At 44.4% G+C, this 17,373-nt stretch carries 13 protein-coding genes and 1 pseudogene; 9 read left to right on the top strand and 5 right to left on the bottom strand.

Going from position 1 to position 17,373, the window contains the following annotated elements; all coding sequences use genetic code 11:
• Positions 1–17 precede the first annotated feature (17 nt).
• Positions 18–992, top strand: a complete 975-nt coding sequence (locus AB4249_RS16210) for a L,D-transpeptidase family protein (protein WP_372103934.1) — start codon at positions 18–20, stop codon at positions 990–992.
• Positions 993–1,137: 145 nt separating this feature from the next.
• Here AB4249_RS16210 and AB4249_RS16205 read toward each other — a convergent pair whose 3' ends face one another.
• Positions 1,138–1,404, bottom strand: coding sequence for an Lpp/OprI family alanine-zipper lipoprotein (locus AB4249_RS16205; RefSeq protein ID WP_029223276.1), 267 nt, complete (start codon positions 1,402–1,404; stop codon positions 1,138–1,140).
• A 361-nt stretch (positions 1,405–1,765) separates the two neighbouring features.
• Here AB4249_RS16205 and AB4249_RS16200 point away from each other — a divergent pair, with 361 nt between their 5' ends.
• A complete protein-coding gene (locus AB4249_RS16200; RefSeq protein ID WP_017104563.1) occupies positions 1,766–3,097 on the top strand; it encodes a DEAD/DEAH box helicase in 1,332 nt (443 codons plus the stop codon).
• A 157-nt stretch (positions 3,098–3,254) separates the two neighbouring features.
• On the opposite strand, the gene AB4249_RS16195 is transcribed toward AB4249_RS16200, so the two are convergent.
• A complete protein-coding gene (locus tag AB4249_RS16195; RefSeq protein WP_372103984.1) occupies positions 3,255–4,502 on the bottom strand; it encodes an SGNH/GDSL hydrolase family protein in 1,248 nt (415 codons plus the stop codon).
• Positions 4,503–4,990: 488 nt separating this feature from the next.
• Between AB4249_RS16195 and AB4249_RS16190 the strand changes: the two genes are divergently transcribed.
• Positions 4,991–5,932 carry a triacylglycerol lipase gene (locus AB4249_RS16190; RefSeq protein WP_050547032.1) on the top strand — a complete coding sequence of 314 codons (942 nt, stop codon included), beginning with the start codon at positions 4,991–4,993 and terminating at the stop codon, positions 5,930–5,932.
• Positions 5,933–5,970: 38 nt separating this feature from the next.
• Positions 5,971–6,858: a lipase secretion chaperone gene (locus AB4249_RS16185; protein ID WP_372103981.1), complete on the top strand. Its 888-nt coding sequence runs from the start codon at positions 5,971–5,973 to the stop codon at positions 6,856–6,858.
• Between the two features lie 107 nt (positions 6,859–6,965).
• Here AB4249_RS16185 and AB4249_RS16180 read toward each other — a convergent pair whose 3' ends face one another.
• Positions 6,966–8,609, bottom strand: a complete 1,644-nt coding sequence (locus AB4249_RS16180) for a methyl-accepting chemotaxis protein (RefSeq protein WP_017064253.1) — start codon at positions 8,607–8,609, stop codon at positions 6,966–6,968.
• Positions 8,610–9,089: 480 nt separating this feature from the next.
• Between AB4249_RS16180 and AB4249_RS16175 the strand changes: the two genes are divergently transcribed.
• From AB4249_RS16175 to AB4249_RS16155, 5 genes are all read left to right on the top strand, one after another.
• A complete protein-coding gene (locus AB4249_RS16175; protein WP_017064254.1) occupies positions 9,090–9,911 on the top strand; it encodes a phosphate ABC transporter substrate-binding protein in 822 nt (273 codons plus the stop codon).
• Between the two features lie 111 nt (positions 9,912–10,022).
• Positions 10,023–10,952, top strand: a complete 930-nt coding sequence (pstC, locus tag AB4249_RS16170) for a phosphate ABC transporter permease subunit PstC (RefSeq protein ID WP_017064255.1) — start codon at positions 10,023–10,025, stop codon at positions 10,950–10,952.
• A gap of 15 nt (positions 10,953–10,967) precedes the next feature.
• Positions 10,968–11,831, top strand: coding sequence for a phosphate ABC transporter permease PstA (gene pstA, locus AB4249_RS16165; RefSeq protein WP_017064256.1), 864 nt, complete (start codon positions 10,968–10,970; stop codon positions 11,829–11,831).
• A 90-nt stretch (positions 11,832–11,921) separates the two neighbouring features.
• Positions 11,922–12,671, top strand: a complete 750-nt coding sequence (gene pstB / locus AB4249_RS16160) for a phosphate ABC transporter ATP-binding protein PstB (RefSeq protein ID WP_004737715.1) — start codon at positions 11,922–11,924, stop codon at positions 12,669–12,671.
• A gap of 336 nt (positions 12,672–13,007) precedes the next feature.
• Positions 13,008–15,152 carry a GGDEF domain-containing protein gene (locus tag AB4249_RS16155; protein ID WP_017064257.1) on the top strand — a complete coding sequence of 715 codons (2,145 nt, stop codon included), beginning with the start codon at positions 13,008–13,010 and terminating at the stop codon, positions 15,150–15,152.
• A 69-nt stretch (positions 15,153–15,221) separates the two neighbouring features.
• Here the strand turns inward: AB4249_RS16155 and AB4249_RS16150 are convergent, their stop codons facing one another.
• Together AB4249_RS16150 and AB4249_RS16145 are read right to left on the bottom strand one after the other, a co-directional pair.
• Positions 15,222–16,901, bottom strand: coding sequence for a BatD family protein (locus AB4249_RS16150; protein ID WP_372103930.1), 1,680 nt, complete (start codon positions 16,899–16,901; stop codon positions 15,222–15,224).
• A gap of 2 nt (positions 16,902–16,903) precedes the next feature.
• Positions 16,904–17,373, bottom strand: a pseudogene (locus AB4249_RS16145) (hypothetical protein); the annotation flags it as partial.

Genomic DNA, 17,373 nt, shown 5'->3' with positions numbered 1-17,373 from the left:
ACAAACCAAGGATTTGTATGTCGCATTGCGCTAACTCGACGCCTTTGCCGTCAATGAAAACACGACTTCACAGGGCGGTGTCGCTTGTTGTAAGAACTACTTTGCTTGCCAGCGGGATAGCTTCATCGTGGGTGTCTGCTGCAACCTTTGAATTGCCACCAACGGAAAGCCGCATTGTGGGCAGAATCCAGCAGCATGAAGTGGCGGCGGGCGAAACCTTGGCCATCATTGCCAAGCAATACGATATTGGTTTTCTCTCTTTAATGGCAGCCAACAAAGGGGTGGATCCTTTTCTTCCCGCGGAAGGCTATGTGTTAAGCATTCCAAGCCGCTTGATTTTGCCTGACACCCCAAGAAAGGGGATTGTCATCAATCTTGCTGAGTTAAGGTTGTATTACTTTGAGCCTGAGAAAAATCAGGTGCATGTTTTCCCTGTCGGCATCGGTCGAGTGGGGCGTGATACTCCCGAGATGATCACCAAGATAAGCCAAAAAAGACCGAATCCAACATGGACGCCACCAAACTCAATCCGCAAAGAGTACTTAGAGAAAGGCATAGAGTTACCAAGAGTGGTTCCTGCTGGGCCTGAAAACCCTTTGGGTGAGTATGCATTGCGACTTGCTTATGGTGCCGGTGATTACCTGATACATGGCACCAATAAAGACTTTGGGATTGGTTTGCGAGTCAGCTCCGGGTGTATTCGTATGGAACCTAAAGATATTGAGTGGCTTTTTGAACAGGTTAGTCGTGGTGAACAAGTCACGATAATCGATGAGCCTATTAAAGTGTCTTTAGAGCCTGATAGAAGCGTGTTTGTTGAAGCGCACGAACCATTGACGCGAAGTGACGGCTCTAAGAAATTACTGCAAATCCCTGTTGAATTGAAATGGTGGCTTGAAGATGCAGACCTTCCTAACTCAAAGGCAAAAGCAGTTATCTTTGCTCAAAATGGTGTGCCTGTTGAAATCGCACCGCCTGTGATTGAGTTCTAATTTGATAGGTTGTGAATAAAGCCTTAAAGCTTTCTTTCTCTTCTCCCTAAATAAAAAACACCACCTCGAAAGAGGTGGTGTTGTCAATTTACTGCATGTATATACGTCTTTTGAAATCTACAGCTTAATTGAGCTTCTATCTCAATTACTTAGTGTAAGACTCAGCAATGTTATCGATACGGTCGTTAGCACGATCCGCTTCTTCTTTTGCTGCCATAGCCGCAGCGGATGCTTCTTGAGCTTTCATTTCAGCAGCAGCTTTGTCACTCTTAAGTGCTTCTACTTCGCTGGTTAGCTCAGCAACTTGGTTAGTTAGTTGGTCCATTTCTGATACCGCTGCTTCTTCAGGCTCTGAAGAACAACCAGCTAAAATAAATACTGAGGCTGCAGCTGCGATTAACGTCTTATTCATAAGAACTCCTTGCTTAATTATCATCAAAAGATGCGCTATACATTCTTTATCATATAGTCGCTTCATTAATGATTGTAGCGACTAATTTTTTAACTGCAAAAACAATAACTAAAGAAATTGCTAAATTTTTGAGGTAATTAGCTCGGTATCACAATCTGTCTCATTTTTGAGATGAAGTGTTTGGCGCGGTAATAAGGCAGTGAAAGGGGAGTCACCCCTTTGCTCGCGGTGCATACAATATTCTGGCTAACATTAGATAAAAGGATAAATTTACTGTGATCTCTATCCTTATAAAGTACTTTCGCGGTATCATGTCACGTTAAATTAATTTTATTCAATACCATCATGACTGGAGAGTCCTTTGCACTTTAAAGATTTAGGCTTAGATAACCGCTTACTGAAGAACTTAAAACATTACGACTTCAAGAAGGCGACAGAGATCCAATCAAAAGCGATCCCTGTTGCTATTGCTGGTAAGGATCTATTGGCTTCATCAAAAACGGGATCAGGTAAAACATTGGCGTTTGTGTTGCCGATGATACATAAAGCATTAAAAACAAAAGCGTTTTCTGCTAAAGATCCTCGTGGTGTAATTTTGGCTCCTACTCGTGAGCTAGCAAAACAAGTTTACGGCGAGCTGCGTAGCATGCTTGGCGGTCTGTCTTACGAAGCGACACTTATCTTGGGTGGCGAAAACTTTAACGACCAAGTTAAAGCTCTGCGTAAGTACCCTCGCTTTATTGTTGCGACTCCAGGCCGTCTTGCTGATCACCTTGAGCACCGCTCACTGTTTTTAGATGGTGTTGAAACGCTAATCCTTGATGAAGCTGACCGTATGCTTGATCTGGGTTTCGCACCTGAATTACGTCGCATTGCGAATGCAGCTAAGCACCGTCGTCGTCAAACGTTGATGTTCTCTGCGACGCTTGATCACGCGGAAGTGAATGGCATTGCAAATGAAATGCTAGACGCACCTAAGCGTATCTCTGTTGGTGTTTCTAACGAACAGCACCTTGATATCACTCAGAAGTTCTACCTGTGTGACCATCTTGATCATAAAGAAGCGATCTTGGATCGTGTGATTGAAGAAGCTGAATACCGTCAGGTGATGATCTTCACTGCAACTCGTGCCGATACTGACCGTTTAACGGATAAGTTGAACGAGAAAAAGCTTAAAGCAGTTGCATTGAGTGGCAACCTAAACCAAACGCAACGTAATGCCATCATGAGCCAGTTCGAGCGTGCGGTTTACAAGATCTTGGTAACAACCGATGTTGCTTCTCGTGGTATCGATATTCCAAACGTAAGCCACGTGATCAACTTTGATATGCCTAAGCATACAGAAGAGTACGTGCACCGCGTTGGTCGTACTGGTCGTGCGGGTAACAAAGGTGATGCAATCTCTTTAGTTGGTCCAAAAGACTGGGACAGCTTTAAGCGTGTTGAGCTTTACCTTCAACAAGATCTTACTTTCTCTGTGCTTGAAGGCTTGAAAGGTAAATTCAAAGGCATTAAGCCTCGTAAACCTGCGTTTGCTAAAGGCGGTCCTGCTAAGAAGAAGACCAACACTCAAGTTAAGAAGACGCCGAAGAAACCGGTTAAGCGCGATAAGAGCTTCCACCAAAATGTGGCGGTGGGTGATACCGTGTTTATCCCTAAGAAGAAAGTTGCACCAAAAGTGGACGACGAGTAATCAACTTGCGTGACTTAAAAGCTTAGGCTTAGCTTTGAAAGGTTGATGCAAACAAAAACCGCCGAAGATGGCGGTTTTTTTGTATCTGTACTTTGTGTAAGCCCTTAACTCTCGGTATTTACAGGCGGTAACTCATGATACTCGCTGGGCTCTTCCGCTAGAAATTGAACGTTGAGAATGAGTACGCCAAGATATGGTCTGCGATGTATTTGTGAGTGGCAGTGGTTGGGTGTGTCACGCCCCAAAATACATAGCTGTCTGAGCCATAGGTCGCGCAATCATTAGTCAAGCTGTGGCTTCGCAAATAGTCTGAAGCTGAGCTTCTATTGATATCAAGACAGGCGTCATTCGCGTTTCGAAAGCCATGTTGTTCTGGGTTATCGGTAATGCTGGCGAACAACGCACTTGCATCGAACAACACCACGTTTTTCCCTATACCTTGGTAATACTCGGCTTGAGCTTTGATGAACTGGTTGAATTCTAAGATCTTGCCACGAACTTTTATTATCTCTTGTTCGGTAGAGTATTTGAATTGAGGGGCTTTGGTTGCATCGGGTAAGGTGAACAGCAGGATATTGTTCGCACCAGATTCTGTTAAGCGGATCAGCGCGCTGCTAAAGTCAGCCTTTACATCGGCGACTTCTCGGTTGTAATTCATGAAGTCATTGAGGCCAAACTCTAAAGTAAACAGTGAGTTTTCCGGACGATAGTTTTTGGCGACTTTCATGTAGGTCAGATAAGAGGTGACTTGATCATAAACACCAGTCAATGCCACGTATTGGTTGGTACCTGCGGCGCCACCCACAGCCCAGTTATACAGAGGGACATCTTTCGCTTTTGCTAAATACTCCGTCCAGACTAAACCATTCGAAAAGTGCCCTAAAAACCACGAATCTGCGTTCGGAAAAAACCATTGTGAGCCATTAAATAGATGACCAGTGTCGGACAGGCTATCACCAAAGGTGACAATACGATTGATGCTATTGGCCTGGAACGCGTTATCGTTGGTCCAGATGGAGTGGTTGTAAGAGAAGCGATTATCTGCGGCAAAGTAGGTGATGTCAGCGGCGTCATGTTGGATGTCGAGCGTCTGTTCGCAACGCTGTTTGATTTCAGATTGAGGCGCATCACTGTAGAACATGTTTTTGAAAGAAACAGAAGACCACCAATATCCGTTGATCGTGTAGTAATCACCACTCTCGTTCTTTGCCCACTTCCAGTCGGTGGCTGGGGAATCATGAGAGGCATCGGTTCGATACCAACATCTAACATATGAATAGGTCTCTGAGCCTTGTGCACTGAGTACTTGTGCAGATGTAATCGATTCAGGTGTTGGTATTGAGTCTTCAGCGGCATAAGCGGCAAAAGGCAGGGCTAACGTGAGTATTAAAGCCGTATTTTTCATCACTGTATTCTCTTTTATATTTAGATGAGCCAAACAGAAACGCTGTTGCTTGTTTCTTGTTTCTTGATAAGTGGATAAGTGGATAAGTAAATAACTGGTACGACCTATATCTAAAATCAATAATTAGCGTCAATATATTCAGGGTTGTGGTGTGTCGTTAATGGAATAGCATCAAGTTATCAACGAGTTTTTGGTTGAAAAATACCTGTTTCCAAACGGTTATTTGTCGAATAATTTTGGTTTATTGAGAATGTTGAATTGATATTTGAGTCGGGATATTGAAAGAACAATCTCATCAACCTTAGTTAAATGTTAATTTAATCAATTGCTTATGTTTTGTTCTCCTGATTCTGTTTGCCTGATGTTCATCGCACCTGTTTAATTCAAGTTCGCCATCACAAATATGAAGTCGTTACTTTCTGTTTTATAAAATCATCATCTACGGTTCTTTTACTCATCAGAGGTCTAATCTGTTTAAGGAAAGAGCATTGAAAAAGATATTAATTTGGACGATAGCCTGCCTATCCAGTTTTGGCGTATATGCCGGAACGAGCGCATCAGCATTAGAAGCCAGCGGATACACTGAAACGAAATACCCCATTATGTTGGTACATGGTCTGTTTGGTTTCGATACATTAGCGGGCGTTGACTATTTCTATGGCGTACCTGAATCCCTAACCAAAGATGGCGCGAACGTATATGTCGCTCAGGTCTCTGCAACCAACAGTTCAGAGGTCCGTGGTGAACAGTTACTCAGCCAAGTTGAAACGCTGTTAGCTGCAACAGGAGCAAGTAAGGTGAATCTGGTTGGTCATAGCCACGGTGGGCCTACGGCTCGTTATGTTGCGTCAGTTCGACCTGATCTTGTTGCTTCAGTGACCAGTATTGGCGGTGTGCATAAAGGTTCTAAGGTCGCTGATCTCGTTCGAGGGAACGTATCTGAAGGCTCTGTCACAGAAGGTATCGCGGTTAAATTAGCAGGTGGATTAACGACACTGATTAACCTTTTATCTGGTGGAACGGATCTCGACCAAGACGGCCTCGCTTCTCTTGAAGCATTGACCACAGAAGGCTCGCTAGCCTTCAACCAGTTTTACCCTGAGGGCGTTCCGACGTCTGAGTGTGGCGATGGTGAGTGGCAAGCAAGTAACGGCGTTTATTACTATTCATGGACAGGGTCTTCCACTTTTACCAACCTTCTTGATCCTACCGACGGAGCGATGACAATCCTAGGCTTAGCCTTCAACGAACCTAATGATGGCTTAGTAGGAGCATGCAGCGCGCATTTGGGCAAAGTGATTGGTGATGATTACAAAATGAACCACCTAGATGAGATTAATGGGTTATTGGGAATTCACCACTTGTTTGAGACAGATCCTGTAACACTATATCGTCAGCATGCCAATCGATTGAAGTTGGCTGGCTTGTAGTCTGCAAAGCCGTTTAATAAGAAAACAAGGGAAGTATGATGAAAAAGACCGCCATTTTTTCGATAACCACGATAGCCCTGATGAGCACAGCGGCGGTCTTTTTATATCTAAATAATCAAGATACACATACTGACGACGAACAACGCGTCTCCTCATTGAAAGTCACCTCTCAGCAAGATACCGACATCGATAACGCATCAGCAAAAGACATGATGGAATATTTCGTGTCAGGTAATACAGAATTAACCCTTGAAGGTATTCGAGACAACGTGGCGAAACACCACGAACAATCATCAACAACCGTGGTTGATGAAGCACTGTTTGCCAAATATCTTGAGTATAAGTCGGCACTGACATCGTTGGACGTGCAGTTCGGTACCACATCCATTTCCGCTGATGATCTACGTGCACTCAATCAAGCGCTCCTTGACCTCCAAGCTCAGTTTTTCAGTGAGAGCGAGATAAGTATTCTGTTTACGCACGACAACAGAATGAGAGAAATCGCCTTAGAAAAGTTACTTCTGAAACAGGAGGGATTAGAGGATGAAGAATACCAACAAAGACTCGAATCCTATCTATCTGAGCAACCTGATTATGTTCAGTCGAGTCACCAGAATCAGGTGTTACTCCAACAGCTCTCTAGCTCTGAAGGTCTCGATGAACAGGGTAAATACTTAAAGAGAAGCGAACTTGTCGGTGAAGAAGCAACCCAGAGACTTGAAGCACTTGATAAACAAAGAGCGGCCTTTGAAGACTCGTTAGAGGTCTACTTCGCAGAACGAAATGATGTCTTGAAAGATTCATTCCTATCAAAAACCGAACAACAAGAGAAGATTGCGCAACTTAGGACTGAACATTTCCTACCAGAACAGCTTAGAAGGGTAGAAGCGATTGAAAGAATTCGAGCGGCTGAATCTCGTCAGTAGTGTCTAAAAGCGAAAAACCAGCCATGATGGCTGGCTTTTTGTTTATCGGCGAGTTCTAAAGAGCATACAGCCTGAATCTGTTTGCCTTGAACTTCGTACCTTGAAGCCTATACCTTAAAGTAATCCAACTGCTGCTTCTGTTGTTCTGCTAGGTTAGAAAGCTCGTGGCTTGCTGCAGCGGCTTGAGTAATGCCGGTAACGTTTTGGCTTACTAGGCTGTAGATGTTTGAGATGTTACGGTTGATGTCTGAGGTTACTTGGCTTTGCTCTTCGGCGGCAGAGGCAACCTGAGTGTTAATCTCAGTCATGTCCGTTACCGAGTTAGCAATGCCTGAAAGCGCCGCGCTTACTTCACCTGCAAGAGTTTGGTTGTGTTCCAGCATAGATAATGAGCTGCTCATGCTTTCATTCGCGTTACCGGATTGAACCTGCAAACCTTCTATGATGGTTTGGATCTCTTTGGTTGAATCTTGTGTACGTGCCGCTAGCATTCGAACTTCATCAGCAACCACTGCGAAACCACGACCGCTTTCACCTGCACGAGCGGCTTCGATTGCTGCGTTAAGCGCCAGCAGGTTAGTTTGTTCAGAGATACTTTGAATTACCTCAATCACTTTACCAATCTGTTCAGAGTGCTCTTTTAGCGTGCCCACAACATTTGCGGCTTCGCTTAGCTGAATCGCCATCTGTTCGTTAGCTTTGTTGCTTTCATTAAACAAGCTCATGCTGTGTGTCGCCATTTCGTCAGCTTGCTTAGACGCTGAGTCGGCTTGTACTGCGTTCTCATTAACGTGTGCTGCTGTGCTTTCCAATTGGTTCACAGCAGAAGCAACTTGCTCCACCTCTTGCTTCTCTTGGTCTGAGTTAACGCTGGACTGTGTCATTACAGCCGCTAGCTCTGTCGACGCAGAAGCCACTTCGATACTGATTCGAGACAGCGAGCTTACCGTGTCACGCAGCTGTTCAACAGACTGGTTTACGTCTTGCGCTAGGCGTGAGATTTCGTTGTCGCCATACTCTTCTGCTTTAACTAACAAGTTACCTTTTGCTACTTCCCGCATCGTTTCTTGAATGTTGCTGATCGGCTTAACAATGATACCAGCCAGCGTCCAACTGATAATTAGAGCTACAGACAGGATCACCAACAGTGCAATGGTCGCAGTAGTCAGCGTGCTAGCGTGTTGCTGGCCGTTGATGTCGACCTCTTGAGTGGCAAGCAAGTTCAGCTTTTTAGACAGAGTATTGATCGCTTGCACCATTTCATTACCCGCATGTCGGTATTGGTCGATTGCGATCTGGTAGCGGTTTTCAAAATCTGAAGATAGTGATGCATCGCCGTGTTTCGCTCTTAATAGCGGAAGCATGGTGGTACGAGAAAAATCGACATAGTGATTCATCGCTTTGTTCATCGCGGCCACTTCATCTTGCATGCCTGGCACTGTGTCTAATGAATTCAGTAGGCGAGTATTCTGATCGCGTTTTTGGTTTAGTGTTTCAACCAATGTTTTTACGTCATCAGCATTGAATAGACTGTAAATCGCTTTGATGCGCATGCCATAGCTGTTGTCGACGATTTCGCTAAGTTCTTCTTTATGTAAGATTAACTGGTCGGTTGCTACTGACACATCTTTGAATGCACTTTCTAGTTTTTCACCACCGATAATGACACCGGCTAAAAGTAAGACAACGGAAAATAGTACGGGTATAAGAATTTGTATTTTGATTGATAAGCCACTGAGAAGTTGGCGCATGTAATGTCCTTCTTTGAATAAAATAAAAAGATGAGAATTATTATTATTAGAATTAGTTGGCGACTCTAACTAATGAGACTGACAATTCAATCAGTAAAGGCTTTGATTTCGTTATATGCGATAGGTATTTGATATAGATGGTTGTTTATTGTTCTAAATGGCGATAAAGGTGGATCTTTTTATCCATCGTGTTAGGGCTAATTGATTGATAAATAGAGAAATATATTGGTTAGTATTCGATATAAATAGGGAAGGAAATCTAGCTTTTTGGTGCTCAAACGATGGTGAGACCTGCATTCACTAACTGCATCTGATGGGGACGCGACTATCAATTCATCGAGTAGGAGAGAAATTAGCCATTAATTTGTAGTTGTCATATAGGCTTCAATTAAGTGAAACACAACTGTCACATTCGGATTCTAAAGTAGGCCTCGTTCAAGCAAAACATTACGGCAATAACGCCACTAAAGGAAATTTGTGATGAAAAAGACAGTTATCGGTGCAATCGCACTACTAGGCGCTCTAACAGTGAATACAGCTTCAGCTAAAGAAACTATCTCTGTAGTTGGCTCTAACAGTGCTTCTCCACTGGTTGAAGTTTTTGCAGAAACCTACATGAATAAAGGCGAACCAGTGTTCATCGAAATTCAAGCACCAGGTTCTTCTGCAGGCATCAAAGCAGCAAAAAATGGAAGTGCTGACCTTGGTATCTCTTCTCGTGACCTAAAAGAAGAAGAGAAAACAGCTGACCTGAAAGAGCTAGTTATCGCTCGTGACGGTATCGCAGTTGTTGTTAACCCGAACAACGAAGTATCTGCTCTTACTGCTGAGCAAATCACTTCAATCTACAAAGGCGACATCACTAACTGGAAAGATGTTGGCGGTGCTGACAAGCCAATCGTAGCAATCACTCGTGATACTGCATCAGGTACACGTGGTGCATTCGAAGACATCATGAAGCTTAAGAAGAAGATTGGCGATAAGAAAGTATCGGCTATCTCTCAACGTGCACAAGTTGCAAACGGTAACGGCGCACTTAAAGTTTCTGTAGCAAGCAACCCATACGCTATCGGCTTTATCTCTCTAGGTACAGTTGACGAATCTGTTCAAGCTCTAACTATCGACGGCGCTGCTGCGACTGTAGACAACGTTAAGAACGGTTCTTACAAAGTTGCTCGTCCATTCCTAGTTCTTTACAAAGCAGGCGCTCCAACAGCTGAAACTCAACAATTCCTAGATTGGATGGTTGCAGATGAAGCTCAAGCTATCGCTGGTAAGAAAGGCTACATCACAGTTAACTAATCTTAACTGACTCAATCTTAATTATTGCTCAGCCTGCTTTAGGCTGAGCCTTTTCTTTCAACTTTGTTTATTTCGAGCTCTTATTGAGCCACAAAGTTTGAGATTTTATATATGACCATCGCAAATAGTGAAAAGCTTATGAATACTGAAGCGACTCAAATCAACAAGCCAAGTCTACGTGCTAAGAAGCGCATCGACTGGAGAGAAAGAATCTTCCACGGCTTGTTCTTATCGAGTGCTGTAATCGGCATCGTATCACTAGCCGTTATCGCTTACTTTATCGTTGCAGAGAGTATCCCTGCATTCCAAGAGGCCGGTGTTTCTGGCATCGTTCTGGGTGTTGACTGGTTACCTCCAGCTCTATTCGGTGTTGCAACCATGATTGTTGCATCGATTGTTTCGACACTTGGAGCTGTAGTTGTTGGTGTGCCAGTTGGTGTATTAACCGCTATTTTTATTGCTGAGATTGCTCCAAAGCGTCTTGCAGATATTATTCGACCAGCAGTTGAGCTTCTAGCGGGTATCCCGTCGGTAGTTTACGGCTTCTTCGGTCTAGTAATTATCGTTCCAATGATTCAAAACGTTTTCCAAGTACCAGCGGGTAACACTATCCTGGCGGGTATCATTGTTCTGGGTATCATGATTCTTCCTACCGTTATCACGGTTTCTGAAACTTCGATTCGTGCGGTACCTCGTACATACAAAGAAGGTTCACTTGCACTGGGTGCTTCGAAAATCTACACGATTTTTAAGCTACTCGTTCCTGCTGCACGTTCAGGCATTATGACTGGTGTGATTTTGGGTATCGGCCGCGCACTTGGCGAAACGATGGCAATCATCATGGTTATGGGTAACGCGCCAGCAATGCCAGAAGGCATTTTGGACTCTGCTCGTACGCTAACAGCAAACATTGCAATTGAAATGTCTTACGCAAGTGGCGTTCACGCTAACGCACTGTACGCAACAGGTGTTGTACTTCTAGTGTTCATCATGATGTTAAATGGTGCTCTACTTTATCTTAACCGTGAAAAAGCGAAGTAGGCGAGGATAAGTAATATGGATCGCGTAAAACTAAAACAAGCACGTCAAACCAAAGATAACATCCTAAAAGGTTTTATCTGGGCAGCTGCAGCTGTAACCGTTGGTTTCTTATTCTGGATTATTTGGTACATCCTATCGAACGGTCTGCAATACGTAGATTGGAACTTCATCACTGACGATTACACTCGTACTGGTGAAGAACGTGGTATTTTCCCAATGATCATTGCCACGATCTACATGGTAATCGCATCGATTGCGGTAGCCGCGCCACTGGGCATCATGACGGCGATATACTTAACTGAATATGCGAAAGTAGGTAGCCGATTGGTGAAAGTGATTCGATTCTGTACTGAGTCGTTAGCTGGTATCCCATCGATCATCTTTGGTCTGTTCGGTATGACCTTCTTTGTTTCGATTCTTGGTCTTGGCTTCTCGATTCTGTCGGGTGCACTAACGCTAAGTATCCTGATTCTTCCTGTAATCATTCGTACTACAGAAGAAGCATTGATGGCAGTGCCACAAACTTACCGCGAAGGCTCATACGGCCTTGGCGCTTCAAAAATCTACACTATCTGGCGTTTGATCTTACCAAGCGCAATGCCAGGTATCTTAACTTCGGTCATTCTTAGTATTGGTCGTGTAATTGGCGAATCAGCACCTGTATTTTTAACAGCAGGTATGGTGGCACGTGTTCCTGAGTCGGTATTCGATTCTGGCCGTACACTAACGGTTCACCTATATAAGCTGACAACAGAGCTATTTACTATCGATGAGTGGAACCAAGCCTACGGCACGGCGACAGTCCTAATCGTACTGGTTCTCTTGATCAACATGGTTACAAAACTGATTGCGAGACGCTTCAACACGGCAACTTACTAAGCTCATTAGCTGGCTCATAAATAAAGCGAGCCCCCGTGATAAAGAAAGCATCAAGTTAGACACGAATTTAAGAATTTAGAGATTACGAACATGAATAAATTTGATATTGAGAACCTAGATCTGTTTTACGGCGACAACCAAGCGCTTAAATCTATCAACCTGCCAATTCCAACTCGCCAGGTTACTGCTCTGATTGGCCCGTCTGGCTGTGGTAAATCAACACTATTGCGTTGTTTGAACCGCATGAATGACCTAATTGAAGGCGTTACGATTAAGGGTAAGCTGGATATGGATGGCACTGACATCTACGGTAATATCGATGTCGCTGACCTACGTATCCGCGTAGGCATGGTATTCCAAAAGCCAAACCCGTTCCCAATGAGCATCTACGAGAACGTGGCATACGGCCTACGTGCTCAAGGTATCAAAGACAAAAAACACATCGATGAAGTGGTTGAGCGCTCGCTACGCAGTGCTGCACTGTGGGATGAAGTAAAAGACCGTCTTAAAGCGCATGCATTTGGTCTGTCTGGTGGTCAACAACAGCGTCTATGTATCGCACGTACCATTGCAATGGAACCAGATGTAATCCTGATGGATGAACCAACATCGGCTCTAGACCCAATCGCGACACACAAGATTGAAGAATTGATGGAAGATCTGAAGAAAGACTTCACTATCGTTATCGTAACGCACTCAATGCAGCAAGCGCGTCGTATCTCAGACCGCACGGCTTTCTTCCTAATGGGAGAGCTTGTAGAGCATAACGAAACCAGCGTTATCTTCAGTGAACCAAAAGATGATCGTACTAAAGGTTACGTAAACGGTGACTTCGGTTAATCGACGATTTACGTGTGGTATTTAAGCGATTAGATACCTTTACACACTAACTGAAACGCAGGTTAGATAATCGAATAGAACAACAGAATTATCACTATAACTATAAGCGATGGAAGTTTTGCCCCACTATAGGTGGGGCTTTTTTATGTGTCTAAAAAATCCCCAATGTCGATGTGATTTTGGGCAGAGAATCCCATTTTTGTCGTCCTTCTCATGCTTGTGATAATGTTAAAGGTGAAACTGCGACCCGCTTAACATCTCATTTTTACTTACATTGATTGCATATCAAGCCTTCTGTATTTTTGCTTTATTCTTAATCGCCAATGGAAGGAAGCTGTGCCTGTTAAAGCCTTTGCAAAACAAATATCTGCGACACGCGACCATCGTCTGTTGGCTGAGTCTCTTTTTGACTATCTGGTTAAGGTACTTACTCCAAAAGGGATAGGAATATTTGCTGAACCGACGCCGGAGAGCGACGCATTACCGCTTTTTTCTTATGGCGACCTAACCTCATTGGCGAGCTACCCCTCTACATTTTGGCCGTGGGTCTCACAGTTTGATACCGCAGACGGGGTTTTGCCAATGGCTATCAACACCTGCAAGTGGGAACACATGAAAGTGCTTGGTGGGGAGTCGTTTATCATGATGCTCGACAACGCACCTGCCTCCAGAACTTATTTAATTGTTCAAAATTGCAATGCTGAGAAGGTTAATCAAACCTTTGACCAAGATCTTGATGTGTTACAGCTCGCGGCTGCCCGTTGGCAATGTATTCGTGCCGAAAAGAACGCGGCGCTAGAAATCAAACACAGAGACACACGTGAAGCTCAATACTTAGATGAGATAAAGTTACGTGAGCTGTTTGTAGAGAACATGAAGCTGGTTCATCAGGTCGCGCTTGAGCTTTCTAACCCTGAGTCACTCGATGCTTTGTATAAAGCATCGGTTGAGGCTGTGCGAGACAGGTTAGGGTTTGATCGTGCGATCTTCATGTTGCTTGATATGAAAAAGCGTTGTTTCAGCGGCACTTATGGCACTGACGAAGCGGGTAAAACCAACAGTGAACACCACACTCAATACGATTTGCACCAACTTGAAGCGGAATACATTGAAGCGCTGTCTGATAACCATACTAATCTAGTCATCATCGATAATGCGCCCCTGTATACAGAAGGTAAGGTGGTCGGGCAGGGGTGGAATGGCATGCTTATCTTGCGTGAAGGCGACAAACCTGTCGGCTGGATCGCCATGGATAACTACATTCATCGCTCACCGATTACTAACTATCAAAAGCAGATGCTTGAGTCTTTTGGCTCTTTGCTTTCTCAAATCTATATTCGCAAGCGCCAAGAGCAGAACATACGTATGTTGCACTCGAGTATGGTTGAGCTGTCTCGATGCGATAGCGTCAGTGAAGTCTGTAAGTCCGCGGTTAGTTTTGCGATTCAACATCTAGGTATCGATCGACTGGCTGTTTTCCTAACAGACAAAAAGTGCAGTTACATGCAAGGTACTTGGGGCACTGACATCAAAGGCGATATTGTCGATGAGTCCTATTATCGCTCTGAGCTGGTGGAACGTGACATTGTAGCCGCAGCTCGTGCTTGCCCTAATCAAGTTGCCTTTGAAGAATCAGTTCCTATCTATCACGATTTCAATATTGTGGGAGTCGGTTGGACGGCAATGACCATGCTCACCACCAATACGGGTGAGCCGATTGCGTTTATCGCTGCTGATAACCTATTAACTCGCAGTCCTTTAACCTCACAGCTTCGTGAGGTAATACGTATCTTTGCTTCGAGCCTTGCTGAGGTGCTGCAAAGAACCATGGCTCAAGAAGAACTGAAAAAGCTCAATGAAACATTGGAGCAAGAAGTCAGTAAGCGTACCCAAGAGCTAGAGTTGGCGAATGAGCAATTGGATATCATTTCTAAGCTAGATCCTCTTACGCGCCTTGGAAACCGCCGTATGTTGTCGCAGGTTCTAGAAGACTTGAACGGTGACGATCAAGGTGCCTTTGCCTTACAGAACGAAATTACATTTGGCTTGATTCTTGTCGACCTCGACCACTTTGGTTTGTACAACAGTGTCTATGGTCATACTGAAGGGGATGCGGCTCTGAGGACGGTAGGTGAGATACTGAATGCCCATGTTCACAATGATAAAGAAACCTTCTGCCGGATTGGCGGAGAGGAGTTTATGTTGTTGATGATTGGCACGAATCACTCAGAGACAAAGCAACGTGCAGAGTCGATTAGAAAATGCATTGAAGAGGCAAAAATCCTGCATTGTGAAAGTAGTACCAGCCCATATTTAACGGCATCCGTTGGCTATGCCTCGATAACGTCTGACCAGCATCAGTTCGATTTTGATTTGTTGTATGGCAAGGCAGATAAAGCCTTGTATCAAGCCAAAGACTCGGGGCGAAATCGAATTGTTTCTGCCTTAAAACGTAAAAAAGTCACAGCCTCTCTTTCTTAAAATAAAGGCCGTTGATCTCAAGATGATCAACGGCCTTTGTGTTTTACTGTTCTTGATGAACAGCGTCGACTAAAGATTTTCTAGCGAACTATTATGCTTTTTACTCGCAACTCTCTTGGGCTTCTTCACCGTTTTGATTGCCAGCTCAGGGCTCCATGTTTGGGCTGGTGAACCGGCTTCACCATAAAGGCTTTGGTTTAGCTTGGTGAGTTCGGCTTCAACGGTTTGTAACGTCTCATCACTTAGATCTGTATTTTCATATTTCCATTGCTCAAATAAGGTTCTGGTCATCACGCCATCTTTCGTTCTTAGAGCTTCAATAAGCGCTTCTGCGGTATCTGATTGACGTTCAACAGTGTGTGTTGGTTTTGTCGTTACGCCGCGGCGTGACCAGAAGTAGAATGCCAATGCTGAGCTGATTAGCCACAAAGCTGCAAATAGGGCGGTGAGATAAGGCCAGATCCCAGGGCTATCCACAGTAACAACCGTCGGGCTTACTTGTTGGGCGGGCGTAGCAGTTACTGGTGGAGTGCTTGACGTTGCGCGATCACTTGCTTTTACCGCTAACTCTAGCCCCTGCGCTTTGCTTGTTTGTTCTGATTGCAAATCGGTGTTAAACCAAGCTTGAGACACATCAGGAAGCGAGATGTTTCCTGCCTCTTTCGGAATCAAGACTTGCTTGTAAACAACGACAGAATCACCTGACTGAGTTGTGCCAAATTGCGGCTTCTCTTCATAAACACGTACCGAATTAGGGTAGGTGATATTCAGTTTTGGCAGCTGGTGTTGCGTTAAGTTGCTAGCCGTCATCGTGATGGTACGAGTTAACGAATCACCCGCTTCCATTTCAATGGTTTGGTTGTCGCCTTCTAAACCATTACTATTTCCCAGTTGATTGCCTTGGCTATCTGACCATTGTTGAATCAGTTTGAAGTTTGATGTTGGTAACCACTCACCTTGGTAGCCTTTTGGTACGTCCTTCACAGTTACATCTAAGATTTCAACGGGCGTGTCGAGCTGGAACAGACGCGTTGTACTGGAGTTGTTGGTTGAGTAAACAACGGCTCCATTCAGCTTCGGTCCATTCAGCTTAAACTGTCCGGCCTTTTGTGAAGAGATACGGAAAGACTGTTGAACTACCGTCACCTCTTGTCCATTGAGAACATCTTGAAATTGCTTCGATTCACCAATAGGTTCCACATCTAAGCCCGGCGAGCTCGGTGGCGCTATTTTAGGATCTTGCAGCCTTCTTGGGTCAGCTTTGATGATGAGTTTTACATCAAGCTCAGCCACTTCTTCTGGGTACAGCGAGTTCTTGCTGAGATTAAGCTGGAACTCTGCCATATCATGTTGAGTTGGAGCGGCTTTGTTAATTGCAACATTGATGGTGATAGGCTTGGTTTTTGCCCCTTCAATATCAAAACTCGGGATTTGCAACTTACCCAAACGCAGTGGAGCAAGGCTAATGTTCCATTCACTTGATACCGAACGGCTGCCATTGACGATTCGCATCGAAGACCCAAAGTTTGGTGTGCCAACATAGAAATCCTGCTGGAGCGCTGTTAGATCTAGAGCATCAGAGGAGACCTTTTCATCGGTTGCAACTCTAAGAAGGAACACTTCATCTTTGGTGACACTGTTATGTGAAACGCTCGCCACGGCGTTTGCAGCCAATACTGAGAAGGACGAGAAAGCTCCCAACAACAATGTTAGGAGTACGGATAAAAATGGCTTGTTTAAAAATCGCATGGTTACCACTTTTTGTTCTGGTTGTTAGGAGCACTTTTTTGTCGTGCTTGTAAAATCATTTGCGCTTTAAGCAGTTGGCTCGGGTCACGGGCGCTTTCTACTTGCTCAAGTTTTCGCATGTCAGGGTCACTCGACAGAGGTTGATCTGAGGTTTGTGCTACAGCTTGCTGACTACTTTGCTCACCATCTTCTTTTGAAGCTTGTTGTGCGCTAGCACTTTGAGGTGTAGCGCCTTTTTGGTCACTCTGTTTCGGCTGATCACTGTTACTTTGTTGCGTGGCTTGCTTGTCGTCTTGTTTAGACTTTTCAGAGTCAGAGTGATTTTCAGGTTGGCCTTGAGATGAGTTTTGGTCTTGGCTACCGCGTTGATCTTGGTTACTGCTTTGATCTTGCGACTTGCCATTGTCAGCGGAGCTTTGTTGTTGATCCTGAGAGCTTTGCGAAGAATCATTTTGCTGACCTTGCTGACCTT

The sequence above is a fragment of the Vibrio sp. 10N.261.55.F4 genome (assembly GCF_041470465.1).
Classification (GTDB): Bacteria; Pseudomonadota; Gammaproteobacteria; order Enterobacterales; family Vibrionaceae; genus Vibrio; species Vibrio crassostreae_C.
This window is presented reverse-complemented; position numbering and strand designations above follow the sequence as displayed.

What these genes read in the sequence shown, in the direction of transcription:
- pstC (WP_017064255.1), top strand. Translation starts at nt 10,023, where the DNA reads ATGACCATCGCAAATAGTGAAAAGCTTATGAATACTGAAGCGACTCAA.
- AB4249_RS16150 (WP_372103930.1), bottom strand. Translation starts at nt 16,901, where the DNA reads ATGCGATTTTTAAACAAGCCATTTTTATCCGTACTCCTAACATTGTTG.
- AB4249_RS16195 (WP_372103984.1), bottom strand. Translation starts at nt 4,502, where the DNA reads ATGAAAAATACGGCTTTAATACTCACGTTAGCCCTGCCTTTTGCCGCT.
- AB4249_RS16185 (WP_372103981.1), top strand. Translation starts at nt 5,971, where the DNA reads ATGAAAAAGACCGCCATTTTTTCGATAACCACGATAGCCCTGATGAGC.
- AB4249_RS16205 (WP_029223276.1), bottom strand. Translation starts at nt 1,404, where the DNA reads ATGAATAAGACGTTAATCGCAGCTGCAGCCTCAGTATTTATTTTAGCT.
- pstB (WP_004737715.1), top strand. Translation starts at nt 11,922, where the DNA reads ATGAATAAATTTGATATTGAGAACCTAGATCTGTTTTACGGCGACAAC.
- pstA (WP_017064256.1), top strand. Translation starts at nt 10,968, where the DNA reads ATGGATCGCGTAAAACTAAAACAAGCACGTCAAACCAAAGATAACATC.
- AB4249_RS16180 (WP_017064253.1), bottom strand. Translation starts at nt 8,609, where the DNA reads ATGCGCCAACTTCTCAGTGGCTTATCAATCAAAATACAAATTCTTATA.
- AB4249_RS16210 (WP_372103934.1), top strand. Translation starts at nt 18, where the DNA reads ATGTCGCATTGCGCTAACTCGACGCCTTTGCCGTCAATGAAAACACGA.
- AB4249_RS16175 (WP_017064254.1), top strand. Translation starts at nt 9,090, where the DNA reads ATGAAAAAGACAGTTATCGGTGCAATCGCACTACTAGGCGCTCTAACA.